This is a genomic window from Lysobacter auxotrophicus (assembly GCF_027924565.1).
In the GTDB taxonomy this organism is placed as follows: Bacteria; Pseudomonadota; Gammaproteobacteria; order Xanthomonadales; family Xanthomonadaceae; genus Lysobacter_J; species Lysobacter_J auxotrophicus.
The window spans coordinates 597,860-613,870 of record NZ_AP027041.1 but is presented as its reverse complement, the minus strand read 5'-3'; the positions used below and the strand labels follow the sequence as shown (position 1 = coordinate 613,870).

The following is a 16,011-nucleotide window of genomic DNA, read 5'->3' as shown; positions in this document are numbered from 1 at the left end:
CGAAGCGCACCCGGGACGGGCAGCCGACTCGTTCCCCGGGCGCGCTTCGCTTACCCGGGCTACAAGAGCGCCGCGCCCACCGCGTCCGGCGAACCGTCGCCCAGCGCCGCATACGCCGAGCGCATTGCCGCGACGAAGCGCGCGTCGGCCGACAGCGGCGCGAACACCGCATCGATCGCGAGGAACGCGTCCACGTCGTGCGTCGCGTCGCCCGTCGTGCGGCGGCCGACCTGCGACAGCACGTCGTTCATCGGGTCCGAAAGCGCGACGCCGTTGCGCGCCTGGCGACGCACGAAGTGCAGCCAGCCCGCGATGGGCAGGCAGAGCCGGCCGATCGGACGCCCCGCGGCGAGCGCGTCGGCGATCGTGCCGAGCAGCCGCACGGGGATCTTCTGCGATCCGTCCCACGCGATCTGCGACAGCCGGTGCTGGATGGCCGGATTGCGGAAACGTTCCAGGATCGCATCGACGTAGCGCGGCGCGTCGAAGCCGCGCGGCGCGGCGACGTTCGGCACGATGGCGTCGTGCATGAGGCGCTCGACGAACGCCGCGAGCACCGGCGTCCCCATCGCCTGCGCGACGGTTTCGATGCCCATCAGCGAACCCAGGTACGCCAGCGCCGAATGCGGCGCGTTGAGCAGGCGCAGCTTCGCGCGGTCGTAGCCGGCGATGTCGTCGCTCATCGTGACGCCGGCGCGCTCCAGCGGCGGTCGCCCGTTGCAGAACGCGTCCTCGACCACCCACTGCGTGTACGCCTCGCGCTGCACGGGCCACGCGTCGACGCAGCCGAGCGCGTCGCAAACGCGCTCGCGCAGCGCGTCGTCGGTCGCCGGCGTGATGCTGTCGACCATCGACCGCGGGAACGCGCCGTTCTCGGCAATCCAGCACGCGAGATCGTGGTCGAGCCGCTGCGCGTACGCGACCACCGCGCGCCGCAGCTTGCCGCCGTTGTCGGGCAGGTTGTCGCAGCTGAGCACGGTGTACGGCGGCAGCCGCTGCGCCTTGCGACGACGCAGGCCTTCGACGAGATAGCCGATCGCGCTGACCGGCGTGCGCGGATTGGCCAGATCGTGCGCGATGTCGGGATGATCGAAATCGAGTTCGCCGCCGGACAGGCAATAGCCCTTCTCGGTCACGGTCAGCGTGACCAGGCGCACGTCGACATCGGACATGCGACCGAGCACGCGCTCGCGTTCCTCGCGCGCGGCGAACACTTCGCGGATGGCGCCGATCACGCGCAGCGTCGGCTGCTCGCCGAGCAACGCCAGCGTGTACAGACCGTCCTGCGGCGCGAGCGCGTCGCGCACGTCCAGGCTGTTGAGCGACACGCCGCAGATCGCCCAGTCGGGATCATGCGCGAGCACGTCGTCGACGTAGACCGCCTGGTGCGCGCGATGGAACGCGCCGAGGCCGAGGTGGACGATGCCGATCTTCGTGGCGGCACGGTCGTAGTTGGGGCGCTGGATGTCGGGGGGAAGCGTGGCGAGCGTGGCGGCGTTGAGTCGGCGTTCGGTCATGTCGTGCTGCTGTGTTCCGGGGTGGATCGGCGTGACGGATCGGCGTTACGCGTCGCCGTGATGGAAGGAGCCGTCATCCCCGCGAAGGCGGGGATCCCGCTTGCCGCTGCGACACGTCTTCCGCAGAGCGTGACGCCGGCGGCAGTCGGGTTCCCGCCTTCGCGGGAACGACGGGTGGGTGGGTCTGCGTTACGGGGTGACGTCAAAGGCCTGTTTCACGCGCACATCCGCGCTCGACGCACCGACCTGCACTTCATACGCGCCGGGGTCCACCGCGTACGCATCGCGCGCTTCGTCCCACGTCCGCAGATCCTTCGCCGGCGTGATCGTGAAGCTCACCTCGCGCGATTCGCCCGGCTGCAGGTGCACGCGCTGGAAGCCGCGCAGCTCCTTCGTCGCGCGCTCGCGCCTGGGGGCCAGCGGATGCAGGTACAGCTGCACCACTTCATCGCCCGCGCGCTTGCCGGTGTTCTTCACCTGCACGGTCGCTTTCACCGGCTGAGTGGGCGACGCGCTCGCGCGGTCGAGCTTCAATCCCGAGTACGCGAATGTGGTGTACGAGAGCCCGTGGCCGAACGGATACAACGGCTCGCCCTGGAAGTAGCGGTACGTGCGATTGCGCATCGCGTAATCGTCGAACGCAGGCAGCTTTTCGTCGGCCTTGTAGAAGGTGACGGGCAGGCGTCCGGCCGGGTTGGCATCGCCGAACAGCACGTCGGCCACGGCGTTGCCGCCGCGCTGGCCGGGGTACCACGCCATCACGATCGCGGGCAGGTTCTGCTTCGCCCAGTCCACGCCGATTGCGGACCCGGCGGTCAGCACCATCACCACCGGCTTGCCCGTGGCGTGCAGCGCTTCGAGCAGCTTGCGCTGCGTCGCGGGCAGGCGGATGTCGGTGCGGTCGCCACCGGCGAAACCCGGATAGTTGACCGTCATCTCCTCGCCTTCCACGTCGCCGGTCAGGCCGCCGACGAAGACCACCACGTCCGAGTCGCGCGCAGCCTGCACGGCTTCCTCGAACGGCGGCTTCGCGCCCGGCATGCGCCACGCGAGGCGCACGCCGGCGTCGCGTTCGCGCTCGTAGTATTCGAGCCGGATCCTGTACGCGCGGCCCGCTTCCAGTTCGACGTTGGCATGTTCGGCGTGCAGGCGGTCGCTGTTCTGCCAGTGGTCGATCACCGGCTTGTCGTCGATGTACAACCGCACGCCGTCGTTGCCGGCGGCCTCGAGCTGGTACGTGCCGCTCACCGGCGGCAGCAGCTGCCCGCTCCAGCGGATGCTGAAATCGTCGGCCGGCACGTCCTGGCCGCCCTGCGCTTCGCCGCGCGCCATCAGGTTGTCGGTCGGCGAACCGCGATCCCAGCGGAAGCCGATCTGCGGATCCACGCGCACCAGGGTCGGCTTGCCCGCAAGGTCGCGATTGCGGAAATACTCGCCGCGCAGGCCGCGTTCGGTCGAACCGGCTTCCGGGCGCAGGTATTGCGGTTCGATCAGCGGATTCGCCGCGGGATCGTCGCGACCTTCCACCAGATCCACACCGCGCGCATGCACGACCTGCGCGTTCGGCGCGGCATCGCGAATGCCCTGCAGGATCGTCACCGGCGCGGCCGGCGTGCCGTAGTAGTTGCCGAGCAGCGCCATCGTGTCGTCCGCGGTCGGGCCGACCACGGCGATGCGCTTGATCTCGCGCGACAACGGCAGCACGCCGTCGTTCTTCAGCAGCACGATGGATTCCTGCGCGACCTTGCGCGAGAGCGCATCGTGTTCCGGCGACTGGTTCGCGGAATAAGGAATGCCCGCCCAGCGCACCTGCGACGGCGGATCGAACATGCCAAGCCGCATGCGTGCGGTGAACAGCTGCGTCAGCGCGGCGTCGACCTCCGCCTCGGAAATCAGGCCTTTGCGCACCGCCACCGGGAGCGAGGGCTTGTATGTGTCGCCGCAGTCGAGCTGCGTGCCGTTCTTCACCGCAAGCGCCGCCGCTTCTTCCGGCGTCGCGACGATCTTGTGGTGCTTCCAGATATCGACGATCGCCCAGCAATCGGAGACGACGTATCCCTTGAAGCCCCATTCCTTGCGCAGCACGTCCTGCAGCAGGAACCTGCTGGCACTCGCCGATTCGCCGTAGACGCGGTTGTAGGCGCCCATCACCGAATCGACGTCGCCTTCCTTCACCAGCACTTCGAACGCGGGCAGGTAGGTTTCGCGCAGGTCGCGCTCGGTCGGCTTCGCGTCGAAGGTGTGGCGATCGGCTTCGGGGCCGCTGTGCACGGCGAAGTGCTTGGCCGTCGCGTCGAGCTTGCGGTACTTCGGATCGTCGCCCTGCAGGCCCTTCACGAACGTCACGCCCATGCGCGCGGTGAGGTAGGGATCCTCGCCGTAGGTCTCCTGCCCTCGCCCCCAGCGCGGATCGCGGAAGATGTTGATGTTCGGCGACCAGAACGTGAGGCCCTGGTAGCGGCCGCGCTGGCCCTGGCGCGCGAATTCGTGATGCTTGGCGCGTGCCTCGTCGCTGATCGCTTCGCTGATCTGCGCCATCAGCGGCACGTCGAAGGTCGCCGCCATGCCGATGGCCTGCGGGAACACCGTCGCCCCGCCCGCGCGCGCGACGCCGTGCAGCGCCTCGTTCCACCAGTCGTACGCCGGCACGCCGAGGCGATCGATCGCCGGCGCGGCGTTCTGCATCTGCGCGGCCTTCTCGTCCAGCGTCATGCGCGAGACCAGGTCCGCCGCGCGTTGTTCGAAGCTGCGCGAGGTGTCGAGCCACGGCCTGTCGCCGGCCTTCGTATCGGCCGCGTATGCGCCAGCCGCCGGCGCACACAACGCGAGCCACAGCGCGAGCGCGAGTCCCGTGCGCGAAGTCCTGTCTGCGTCCGACAGCTGGTTCATGCGTTCCATCCCGATCGCTCCTCAGTTGTCCTGCACGATGCGCGCATACGGCCCCACCGTCGCGCCGATGAAACCGCCGGCGACATCGGTGCTCAGGACCGTCCCGTCCACGTCCTGCTTCAACCACGTCCAGCCGCGACCGGCGTCGTACGCGAACGCGTAATCGCCGCCGTTGGCCTGGACCTTCAGCTTCAAATCCTTCGTCTTCGCCGGCAGCGTCGCGGTGGCGAGCGTCTGCGTCGCGTCCTTCATGCGCTTGCGCAGCGTCAACACGACGCCATCGCCCACGCGCTGCACGCCGAGTGCGAACCAGTAGTTCTCGTTCTGGAACGCGGCGAGCCCCGCTTCGGTCGTTGCATCGGCCGGCACCGACATCGCGGTGCTCGCTTCGAAGGCCAGATGCTGCTGCCGACGAGCGAGAAAGGTCGGGTTTCGCAGCGTGTCGAGTCCTTCGCCCGGCGCGATCGCGAGCTTGCCGGCATGCGAGCGCATGTCGGCCCACTGCGTTTTCGGTACGCGCGCGAACAGCCACGTCGTATCGAGTTGCGGTTTGTCGAAGTCGTCGCGCCAGGTGAAGTTGCCGCTCAGCGGCGCCTGCGTGGCATCGCGCTCCATGAACGATGGACCGTCGACGACCTGCGGGATGCGCTGGCCGTGCGCGAGGATCGTCGGCCAGCCGTCCTTCCATTCCACCGGCAGCAGGAAGGTCTCGCGGCCCGTGTTGTAGTGCACGCGGCCGTACATGCGACTGGCGAGGAACACCGCCCACCACGTGCCATCGGTGGCTTCCACCAGATCGGCGTGGCCGGCGTTGCCGATGGCATCCGCGCGATCTTCAGGAAGATCGCGTTGCGTCAGGATCGGGTTGTGTTCGTACGGTTTGTACGGCCCCCAGATGTCGCGACTGCGCGCCACCACCTGCGAGTGCTGCAGGCTCGTTCCGCCTTCCGCGCACACAAGGTAATACCAGCCATCGCGCTTGTAGATGTGCGGGCCTTCGATCCAGATGGGCTTCTCGGCCAGGTTCATGCCGCCGTTGAGCAGCACCTTGCGCGGACCGAAAGGCTTGAGCGTTTCCGGGTCGAGCTGCTGCATCCAGATCGCGCGATGGCCTTCGTACAGCGGCGTGCCTTCGGGCGCGTCGTTGTTGATCAGGAATACCCTTTTGGCGCCGTCCTTGCCGACGTCGAAGAACAGCGACGGGTCGATGCCCTCGATCGTCGGCAACCAGATCGGATCGGACCACGGGCCCGCAGGATTCTTCGCGGTCGCGATGAAGTTCCCGCCCGCATCCACCGACGTGTTGAGCACGTAGAACGTGCCGTCGTGGTACTCGATGGTGGGCGCGAACACGCCTCGCGACATGTTCAGTCCGTCGAAGTCGAGCTGCGTCGGCCGGTCGATCACGTTTCCGACCTGCGTCCAGTGCACGAGGTCGCGGCTTTCGAACACCGGGATGCCGGGGAAGTACGTGAACGTCGAATTGACCAGGTAATAGCGGTCGTTCGCGCGCACGATGCTCGGGTCGGGATAGAAGCCGGCGAGGATCGGATTGCGGTACTGGCCGGGCTGCAGCGGCGCTTCGAAGGTCGCGTCGTTGCCCTTGTATTCGAACCAGTCGAAGAGGACGGGCTCGGCGGCGTGGGCGCTGCTCGCCCCGGCGAGGGCCAGCAGCAGCGCCACCATCCATCCCGTGCCGCCGCGACGTCCCGGGCTGTCGTTCCCGCGAAGGCGGTAACCCGACTGTTCGACGACACTGCGTCGTTCGGAAGCCGCGACGTGGGCAACGCTGGATCCCCGCCTGCGCGGGGATGACAGCGTCTCGAGGGCGCGGCGGCAGGTCGTCCTCATGCCATCACCAATCCCACATCGCGCCATCTTCCAGGCGCGCGATCGGCAGCTGCTTGGGTGCGTAGGGGAATTTGGCGGCGAGCTTCTCGTCGATGTCGACGCCATGTCCGGGCGTGTCGCCGACGTGCAGCCGCCCGGCGCGGAACTCGTAGTCATGCGGGAACACCTCGTTGGTTTCGTCCGAATGGAACATCCATTCCTGGATGCCGAAGTTCGGCACCCAGGTGTCGAAGTGCAGCGCCGCGCCCATGCACACCGGCGACAGGTCCGTCGCGCCGTGGAAGCCGGTGCGCACCGCGTGCAATGCGGCGAAATCGGCGATGCGGCGCACGTGCGTGATGCCGCCGCCGTGCACGATGGTGGTGCGGATGTAGTCGATCAGCTGGTTCTCGATGAGGTGCTTGCAGTCCCAGATCGAGTTGAACACCTCGCCCACCGCGAGCGCGGTGACCGAATGCTTGCGGATCAGTTCGAAACCCTTCTGGTTCTCCGCCGGCGTCGCGTCCTCCAGCCAGAACAGGCGGAACGGTTCCAGCTCGCGCGCCAGGCGCGCCGCTTCGATCGGCGTCAGGCGGTGATGCACGTCGTGCAGCAGTTCGACGTCGGGGCCGTGGTCGGCGCGCAGGCGCTCGAACAGCTTCGGCGCAACATTGAGGTACTTCGGCGTGTTCCACACGGTTTCGGCGGGCAGCTCGCTTTCCGCCGGTTCGTACGGCTTGCCGCCGACGGAGATGCCGTAGGCCTTCTTCACGCCCGGCACGCCGCACTGCGCGCGCACGGCGAGGAAACCCTTCTCGATGTACTTGCCGACCTCGTCGGTGGCTTCCTCGATGTCGCGCCCGTTCGCGTGGCCGTACACCAGCGCGCCCTCGCGCGACCGGCCGCCGAGCAGCTGGTACAGCGGCAGCCCGGCCATCTTGCCCAGGATGTCCCACAGCGCGACGTCGACCGCGGCGATGGCGGTCATCGTCACCGGGCCGCGGCGCCAGTACGCGCCGCGATGCAGGAACTGCCACATGTCCTCGATGCGGCCGGCATCGCGGCCGATGAGATTCGGCACGACGTGGTCGGTCAGGTACGACGCGACGGCGAGTTCGCGGCCGTTGAGCGTCGCATCGCCCAGGCCGGTGATGCCCGAGCGCGTGGTGATCTTCAGCGTGACGAAGTTGCGGCCCGGGCAGGTCACGATGACCTTCGCGTCGACGATCTCGCGATCGCGCGTGGAGCCGTGGCGGTTTTGCGTGGTGGCGGTGCTCGTGGTGGCGGTGCTCATCGTGCGTGGTCGTCGGTGGATGCGGTGGGGAGGGCGATTTCGAAAGGACCGGCCGGCAGGTTCGCGCCGTCGAAAAGCGTGCACACCGGGCCGTCGGCCCAGCAGTAGCGCACGCGCGTGGCCTGGTGCGCGTTCGGCGCGCGCAGGGTGACGGTGTTGCTCCACGCCTTCGCGTCGGCGTATCGGCAGCTGTCCTTCTGCGCGCTGCACAGTTCGAAGCCGATGGGGCCGTTGGCGCCGACGCCGACGAGATCGCCCGTGTTGTCGCCGAAGGTCACGACCACGGCGTCATCGACGCGTCGCGCGGACACGGGCACCGGCCCGGACGGCGGCAGCTTCTCGCCGTACACGACATGGCGCGCGACGCGCGCGAGGCGGCGGCCGAGCTCCTGCTTGTTGGACGGATGGATGTCGTAGTGGTCGCCGATGTCGATGGCCACCGCCAGGCCGCTGTTCGCATCGTCATGGGCGACGATGCGCTGCGATTCGCGCAACTCCGCCCAGCCGCTTTCGGTGGGCTTCGTCGCCGGCATGCCGTAATTGGCGAGCTGCACGACCAGCAGCGGCGTGTTCTCACCGAAACGCGAACGCCAGTCGCTGCGCAGCGTGCGCAGCAGGTCGCGATAGCGCGCGGCTTCGAACGTGTTCGACTCGCCCTGGTACCAGAGCATGCCACGCACGTTGTAGCGGCCGAGCGGCGCGATCATGCCGTTGTACAGCGTCGAGAGGCCGGCCGCGGTCTGCCACGGCGCACGCGGCGGCGTGTCGCTACCGGGCACCTTGCGATACTTCCATGGATTCGACAGGACGACGCTCGAGCCGTCCTGGAAGCGCAGCGCGTTCGCGGACGCCGGACCCGACAGTCCGCCGTCGCGATACGTATCGAGCACGTTGACGACGACGACGTTCTCGCCTTCCTTCAGCAGGCCCTTGCCCAGTTTGTATTCGCGACCGCTGCCCGCGCCGTAGGTGCTGCCGACCGCGACGCCGTTCACCCAGGTCATGTCGACTTCATCCGCCGGCGCGAGGGCGAGCGTCGCGTCCTGCGCGGCCTGCTTCGCGGTGAGCTTCACCGTCGTGCGATACCAGAGCATGCCGTCGAACGCCGCCAACTCCGGCACGCCCCAGCGCTCCCATGCGCCGAGGTCGCGCGGCGCGGTGCGCCAGTCCTTGCCGGGCGTGTAATCGCGGCGCCACGGCTCGTCGCCGGCCTTCTCGTCGCTTCGTGCGTTCCACCAGCGCGCCCATACGTCGCCCCACTGGGCGATCGCGCCGACTTCATCGGTCGCGTACTGCGTGAGCACGTCGAGTTCGGCGTCGTAGAGCTTCGTCGCACGCAGCGCGTCGCCGCTGGTCCACGCCTGGATCCGCGATCCGCCCCACGCCGCGTTGACGAGCCCCATTGGCACGTCGACCGTCTTCTGCAATTCACGTGCGAAGTAGTAGCAGGCGGCGGAGAAGTCGCGAATGGTGTCGGGCGTGGTCGTCGTCCACTTCACCGGCGTGGCGAACGTCGCCTGGGGCGTGACCGCGCCGTTCTGCGGCACGGTGAGCAGGCGGATGCGGTCGTTGTTGGCGCCGGCGATCTCCGCGCGTGCATCGAGCGAACGCCACACCTGCAGCTCCATGTTCGACTGCCCCGAACACAGCCAGACGTCGCCGACCATCACGTCGCCCACGTTCTGCGTGATGTCGCCGGACGTCGCGCTCAGCGCGTACGGGCCGCCGGCCTTCATCGCCGGCAACGTCGCGCTCCAGTGGCCGTCGGCGTCGGCGCGCGCGGTGGCGCGCTTGCCGGCGAAACTGAGCTTCACCTGCTCGCCGGCGTTGGCGCGACCGAAGACGCGGATCGGCTGCTCGCGCTGGAGCACGGCGTGGTCCTGGAACATCGTGTGCAGCAGCGTGCCGTCGGCGGCATTGGCGACGAACGCCGCCGACAGCGCCGCAATGCCGCAGAGCGCGCGCGTGAGGTTTCGGATGCGATGCATGTTGCGGATCGACATGGTTCAGCCATTCCCCGGGGCGAACGGAAATTCGAGCGATTCGTAGTAGTCCAGCGGATGCGCGGGCGGCGCCAGGCCTTCCGGCAGCGGGCGCTGCGAGAACGTCTGGAAGTACGCGATGCTGGCGTCGCGCCACCACTGCGCTTCCTTTTCCTGGATCGACAGGAACGTGGCGACCTGCGCATGCCGTTCCGGATCGACCTTGCCTTGCAGGCCGTCCCAGGTGCGGCGCATGTCGCGCACCTTGTCGACGCCGCGCGAGTAATGCACGACGAGTTCATCCCACAGCGTGCGGCCGGATTTCGTCGTGTAGTCCCACGGCAGGTGGTGGAACCACAGCAGGAATTCCTCCGGCGTTTTCGCGGCATCGTCGAACTGCGCGGCGACCGGCCTGGCGTATTGCGACACCGTATCGCTGCCGCGTGTCGTGCGATCGAAGCCGATGCCGTCCTTCGACGCGCGGTGGTAGTACACGCTGGTCCAGTCGGCGCGCGGGCCGCCTTCGACCCACGGTCCCGGGCCGTAGTGATGGCTGCGGCCCATCAGGTGGTGCAGGCCGAGCGGCGTCATGTAATCGACCACCGCCTCGCGCGAGCCCATCATCATCGCCACGACCGGCTGCACGACGTCGTCGTCGTTGGAGAACGTCATGCGCGTCCATTCCTGCGCGATGTCGCGCGAGGAGAGTTCGGGATTCCACGCGAGCCGGCCGAACACGTACCAGTTGGCCTGGTCGAAGTGCGAGCCGCTCCAGTTGCGGTCGCTGCCGATGTTCGCCACGCCGGCCATGCCGGTGAGCCTGTAACGGTGCAGCTCGCCGTCGACGACCTTCGCCACGGTCGATCCCTTGCCGCGTGCGTAGGTGTCGGCGCGCAGGGTTTCTTCGAACAGCGGGCCCAGGTACGCCAAGTGGGTGGCGAAGCCGAGGTATTCCTTGGTGATCTGGAATTCCATCATCAGCGGCGTCTTCGGCATCGCGCCGAAGAGCGGATGGAACGGCTCGCGCGGCTGGAAGTCGATGGCGCCATTCTTCACCTGCACCATGACGTTGTCGCGGAACTTGCCGTCCAGCGGCACGAACTCGTTGTACGCCTGCTTCGCGCGATCGTCCGGCGTTTCATGCGAGTACACGAACGCGCGCCAGATCACGATGCCGCCGTGCGGCTTCACCGCGTCGGCCATCATGTTGGCGCCGTCGGCATGCGTGCGGCCGTAATCCTGTGGACCGGGCTGTCCTTCGGAATTGGCCTTCACCAGGAAACCGCCGAAGTCGGGAATCGCCTTGTAGATCTCGTCGGCCTTCGCCTTCCACCACGCGCGTACCTTTGGGTCGAGCGGATCGGCCGTCTTCAGGCCGCCGATCTCCACCGGCGCACTGAATCGCGCGCTCAGGAACACGCGGATGCCGTACGGGCGGAACACGTTCGCCAGCGCCGCGGCCTTTTCGATGTACATCGGCGTGAGCTGCTGCGCGCTCGCGTTGACGTTGTTGAGCACCGTGGCGTTGATGCCGATGGACGCGTTGGCGCGCGCGTAATCGGTGTAGCGCGGGCTGAGATAGTCGGGGAGCTTGTGCCAGTCCCAGATCGATTCGCCGGCGTAACCGCGCTCGACGTGGCGCGTGAGGTTGTCCCAGTGGTTGAGCATGCGCAGCTGCGTGCGCGGCGCTTCGCGGATGTCGAGCGAGGCCAGCGGCTCGCGCGTCTGCAGCAGGCGCAGGAAGTGGAAGGCGCCATGCATCGCGCCGGCATCGGTGTTGGCGGCGATGGCGATCGCATTGCGGCCGTCGAGCGTCACGCTGCGGATGCGATAGCCCTCGTCGCCGAGGTCCTTCGTGGCGAGCTTGAGCCCCGCGATCTGCTTCGACGAGGCCGGCGTGCCGACGATCAGCGCACCGTCGACGTTCGCGGTGTCGCCGAGCGCGGGCGCCGCGCCGAGCAGGCTGCCGAGGCCGCGGACGAGTTCATCGCGCGTGGCCTGCTGCGTGGGCGTGGCGGCCGGGGCGACCAGCTGCGCGACGCGCGCCCGGTACGCAACCGCATCGGCTTCGGGAATGGGGCGATAGCGCAGCCACAGGTCGTAGCCGTCTTCGGCCAGTGCGGGGCGTGGGAGCAGCAGGGCTGCGAGCAGGAGCAGCGCAAGGGCGAGGACGCCGAATTGCTGCCGGGCGGCGTGTACGCTGTCGCCGGGCGTGCGGGATGCCCGTACCATGTGCAAAGCTCTCATGCGCAGTCCTGGTTGAACGAATGACAGAACGTTCGCCGCCCGGTGCGGCATCCGCGACCGCAGCCCGACAAAAGGAACGAACGTTGGAGAAGCCGAGGAAATCGCTGCGCCGCAAGGGCGCCGCCGTGACGATCGACGAGGTGGCGGTGCTGGCGAGCGTGTCGCCGATGACCGTTTCGCGCGTGGTCAACGGACAGGGCAAGGTGCGCGACAGCACGCGCGAACGCGTGATGCGCGCGGTGAAGGAACTGGGCTACACGCCCAACCTCGCCGCCAGTTCGCTCGCTGCGGCGCAGCACACGCGCGTGGCGATGATCTACACCAACCCCAGCTCCGCGTACCTGCGCGAATTGCTGGTGGGTGCGCTTCGCGGCGCGGCGCGCACCGCGGCGCAGCTGATGATCGAAAGCTGGGACACCTACAACGCCGACGCGCAGCGCGCGGCCGCGCGCGAGATGAGCAAGTCCGTCGCCGGCGTGATCCTGCCGCCGCCGCTGTGCGAGTCCAAGGCGGTGGTGTCGGAATTCCTGTCGGCCGGCGTGCCGGTGGTGGCCATCGCGTCGGGACGCTTCAGCCAGGAAATCTCCTGCGTGCGCATCGACGACTTCCGCGCCAGCCAGGAAATCACCGCGCACCTGATCTCGCTCGGCCACACGCGCATCGGCTACATCAAGGGCCATCCGAACCAGACCGCGAGCGCGCGGCGCTTCGAAGGTTTCCAGGCCGCGTTCGCGCAGGCCGGGCTCGAGATCGACGCCGCGCTGGTCCAGCAGGGCTACTTCACCTACCGCTCCGGCCTGGAAGCGGGCGAGAAGCTGCTCGCCCACAAGAAGCCGCCGACGGCGATCTTCGCCAGCAACGACGACATGGCCGCCGCCGTGGTGTCCGTCGCGCACCGGCGCGGGCTCGACGTGCCGCGCGACCTGTCGGTGGTCGGATTCGACGATACGTCCGCCGCGACCACGGTGTGGCCGGAACTCACCACGATCCATCAGCCCATCGCTTCGATGGCCGATTCGGCCATCGACATCCTGCTGCGCGGCATCCGTCGCAAGGACAAGACCACGCGCGTGGTGGTCGACCACGTCGTCGCGCACCAGCTGTGCAAGCGCGATTCCGTGGCGCCGCCGGCCAAAAACACCAGCGGCGGCTGAGCGCGCCCGAGTCGGTTTGACGGAACCCGGGCGCGCCATGGGTCAGCCTTCCATCTGCTCCAGTTCCTTGCCCTTGGTCTCGTAGACGTACTTCAGGACAAAGAACACCGACACGATCGCCGCCACGGTGTAGATGCCGTAGGCGCCGGCCAGGCCGATGCCGGCCAGCAGGATCGGGAAGGTCACGGTGATGGCGAAATTGCTGGTCCACTGCGCGGCGCCGGCGACCGCCAGGCCCGAGCCGCGGATCTGGTTCGGGAACATCTCGCCGAGCATGACCCACATCACCGGGCCCCACGAGGCGTTGAAGAAGATCACGTAGACGTTGGCCGCGATCAGCGCCAGCGTGCCCATCGAATCGGACAGCATCAGCTTGCCGTTCGCATCCAGCGAGGCGCTGGCGAAGGCGACGGTCATCGCGGCGAGCGACACCGCCATGCCGACCGAACCGATCCACAGCAGCGGCTTGCGGCCGATGCGGTCGATCAGCAGCACGGTGACCAGGCACGCGCCGATGCTCAGCGCGCCGGACAGCACGTTGATCAGCAACGCGTCGCTTTCGGAGAAACCCACCGCCTGCCACAGCACCGCGCCGTAATAGAACACGACGTTGATGCCGACCAGCTGCTGGAACGTCGCCAGGCCAATGCCGATCCACACGATCGGACGGATCTTGCCGGTGGTCTTGTTGATCAGGTCCGACAGCTGCGGGCGATGGTGGTCGACCGACAGCGAGGCGTCGATCTCGGCGAGCTTGGTCTGCGCTTCGTCGGCACCGTACAGGCGCGTGAGCACGGCCAGCGCGTCGTCCTTGCGCTTCTTCACCACCAGATAGCGGGGGCTTTCCGGGATGGTCAGCAGCAGCACCAGGAACAGCGCCGACGGAAAGGCCATCATCCAGAACATCCAGCGCCACGCCTCATGGCCCAGCCAGAGCGGCTGCGTGGAGGCGCCCGCGGTTTTCGCGAGCAGGAAGTTGCTGAGGAACGCGCAGAACAGGCCGCCGATGATGGCGATCTGCTGCACGGTGGCGAGCCGTCCGCGATAGCGCGCCGACGCCACTTCGGCGATGTACGCCGGCGACATCACGCTCGCCGCGCCGACGGCGAAACCGCCGATCACGCGCGCGGCGACGAACATCGCCGAACTCGTGGCGGCGCCGGAACCCAGCGCGGAGATCAGAAACAGCACGGCCGAGATGATGAGCACCGAGCGGCGCCCCCAGCGGTCGGCCAGGCGTCCGGCGAAGAACGCGCCGATCGCACAACCCAGCAGCATCGAGGCGACCTCGAAGCCGAGACCGGCCTTGGTCGACTGGAACGCCTGCTGCAGGCCGTCGACGGTGCCGTTGATCACGCCACTGTCGAAGCCGAACAAGAAGCCGCCGATGGTGGCGACGCAACTGACAAGAACGATGAAGCGGGTGTTTTCCGCGCTAGCGGATCTGGAACCTTCGAGCGTGGCGCTGTTCATTCGCGTGTCTCGTTTGAAGGAGTCGGGTTTGGATTCGGGAAGGTGAAGCCACCGCGCGTCCAGTCGATCCGGCAGCGCGAGCTTCCCCCACGCGCTGCCCCCGCCTTTCACGTCATCCCCGCGCACCCGGCGGGGATCCATCTCTCACACGCGTCACCGGCTTGGGCGGTGGTGACGCATCGGACACTTGGATTCCCGCCTTCGCGGGAATGACGCTGTTTTAACTCCTCGCCGGGATGAAAGACAGGTCTTCCATCCCGGATCCCGCCCGCGCCTCAGCGCAGCAGGTACTGGTTGAGCAGGTTCTCGTAGCGCTCCTGCTTGCCGCTGATCTGCCTGGGCTCGCCGTTCTTCGCGGCCAGCTCGCGCAGGTCGGCCAGGCCAAGCTTGCCGCGTTCGAAATCCGCGCCCGCGCCGTTGTCGAAGCTGGCGTAGCGCTCCTTGCGCCAGGTTTCCCAGGGCGAGTCGTTGAGCAGCGCGTGCGCCACTTCCAGGCCGCGCGCGAACGCGTCCATGCCGCCGATGTGCGCGATGAACAGGTCTTCCATGTCGGTCGACTCGCGGCGCGCCTTCGCGTCGAAGTTCAGGCCGCCGACGAGGCCGCCCTGGCGCAGCACGACCATCATCGCGCCGACGGTGTCGTACAGGTCGGTCGGGAACTGGTCGGTGTCCCAGCCGTTCTGCGCGTTGCCGCGGTTGGCGTCGATCGAGCCGAGCAGGTCGTGGTCGGACGCGACCTGCAGGTCGTGCTCGAACGTGTGGCCCGACAGCGTGGCGTGGTTGGCCTCGATGTTGAGCTTGAAGTCGTTGTGCAGGCCGTACTGGCGCAGGAAGCCGGCGACGGTCGCGCTGTCGAAATCGTACTGGTGCTTCATCGGCTCCATCGGCTTGGGCTCGATGAAGAAGTAGCCCTTGAAGCCGATGCTGCGGCCGTAGTCGCGCGCCATCGTCAGGAAGCGGGCGAAGTGTTCGACCTCGCGCTTCATGTTGGTGTTCACCAGGCTCGCGTAGCCTTCGCGGCCGCCCCAGAACACGTAGTGCTCGCCGCCCAGTTCGACGGTCGCATCCAGCGCGGCCTTTACCTGCACGGCGGCGCGCGCGACGACGTTGAAGTCGGGGTTGGTCGACGCGCCATTCATGTAGCGCGGGTGCGAGAACAGGTTCGCCGTGCCCCACAGCAGCTTCACGCCGGTGTCGTTCTGGCGCTGCTTGGCGAGCGCGACCATGTGCTTGAGGTTCTTTTCGTACTCGCCGATGTCTTCCGCGTCCGGCGCGAGGTCCACGTCGTGGAAGCAGTAGTACGGCACGCCGAGCTTGGTGATGAATTCGAACGCGGCGTCGACCTTGTTTTCGGCCGTCTGCATCGCGGTGGCGCCTTCCCACGGGAACTTGCGCGTGCCCGGGCCGAATGGATCGTGGCCGGCGTTGGTGAACGTGTGCCAGTAGCACACGGCGAACTTCAGGTGCTCCTCCATCGTCTTGCCGCCGATCTTCTTCTTGGCGTCGTAGACCTTGAAGGCCAGCGGGTTGTTCGAATCGCGTCCCTCGAACGGGATGCGGCCAATGCCGGGGAAGTATTCCTTGGCGCCGATGAAGTGGTTGCTCATGTTCGTGGGAGTCGCTCT

9 protein-coding genes are annotated in these 16,011 nt (G+C 67.7%); 1 reads left to right on the top strand and 8 read right to left on the bottom strand.

All coding sequences use genetic code 11. The annotated features are described in order from the left end of the window. Positions 1-59: 59 nt before the first annotated feature. The 6 genes from LA521A_RS02630 to LA521A_RS02605 form a co-directional block, all read right to left on the bottom strand. Positions 60-1,517, bottom strand: coding sequence for a mannitol dehydrogenase family protein (locus LA521A_RS02630; protein WP_281780838.1), 1,458 nt, complete (start codon positions 1,515-1,517; stop codon positions 60-62). A gap of 189 nt (positions 1,518-1,706) precedes the next feature. Beyond that, positions 1,707-4,406: a glycoside hydrolase family 3 C-terminal domain-containing protein gene (locus tag LA521A_RS02625; protein WP_281780837.1), complete on the bottom strand. Its 2,700-nt coding sequence runs from the start codon at positions 4,404-4,406 to the stop codon at positions 1,707-1,709. A gap of 21 nt (positions 4,407-4,427) precedes the next feature. Next, positions 4,428-6,092: a glycoside hydrolase family 43 protein gene (locus tag LA521A_RS02620; RefSeq protein WP_281780836.1), complete on the bottom strand. Its 1,665-nt coding sequence runs from the start codon at positions 6,090-6,092 to the stop codon at positions 4,428-4,430. 169 nt (positions 6,093-6,261) lie between these two features. Then, complete coding sequence (gene manD, locus LA521A_RS02615) at positions 6,262-7,530, bottom strand: D-mannonate dehydratase ManD (RefSeq protein WP_281780835.1); 1,269 nt, start codon at positions 7,528-7,530, stop codon at positions 6,262-6,264. Then, positions 7,527-9,518, bottom strand: a complete 1,992-nt coding sequence (locus LA521A_RS02610; RefSeq protein WP_281780834.1) for a sialate O-acetylesterase — start codon at positions 9,516-9,518, stop codon at positions 7,527-7,529. The genes manD and LA521A_RS02610 overlap by 4 nt, the downstream gene beginning before the upstream one ends. An 18-nt stretch (positions 9,519-9,536) precedes the next feature. Beyond that, positions 9,537-11,744: an alpha-glucuronidase family glycosyl hydrolase gene (locus LA521A_RS02605; RefSeq protein ID WP_281780833.1), complete on the bottom strand. Its 2,208-nt coding sequence runs from the start codon at positions 11,742-11,744 to the stop codon at positions 9,537-9,539. 35 nt (positions 11,745-11,779) lie between these two features. On the opposite strand from LA521A_RS02605, the gene LA521A_RS02600 reads away from it, so the two are divergent. Beyond that, entirely contained in the window at positions 11,780-12,913 is a 1,134-nt protein-coding gene (locus tag LA521A_RS02600) for a LacI family DNA-binding transcriptional regulator (RefSeq protein WP_425494554.1), read from the top strand. A 42-nt stretch (positions 12,914-12,955) separates the two neighbouring features. Here LA521A_RS02600 and LA521A_RS02595 read toward each other — a convergent pair whose 3' ends face one another. Both LA521A_RS02595 and xylA read right to left on the bottom strand, forming a co-directional pair. Beyond that, a complete protein-coding gene (locus LA521A_RS02595) occupies positions 12,956-14,386 on the bottom strand; it encodes a sugar porter family MFS transporter (RefSeq protein ID WP_281780831.1) in 1,431 nt (476 codons plus the stop codon). A 275-nt stretch (positions 14,387-14,661) separates the two neighbouring features. Further along, positions 14,662-15,993, bottom strand: a complete 1,332-nt coding sequence (xylA, locus tag LA521A_RS02590; RefSeq protein WP_281780830.1) for a xylose isomerase — start codon at positions 15,991-15,993, stop codon at positions 14,662-14,664. Positions 15,994-16,011 lie beyond the last annotated feature (18 nt).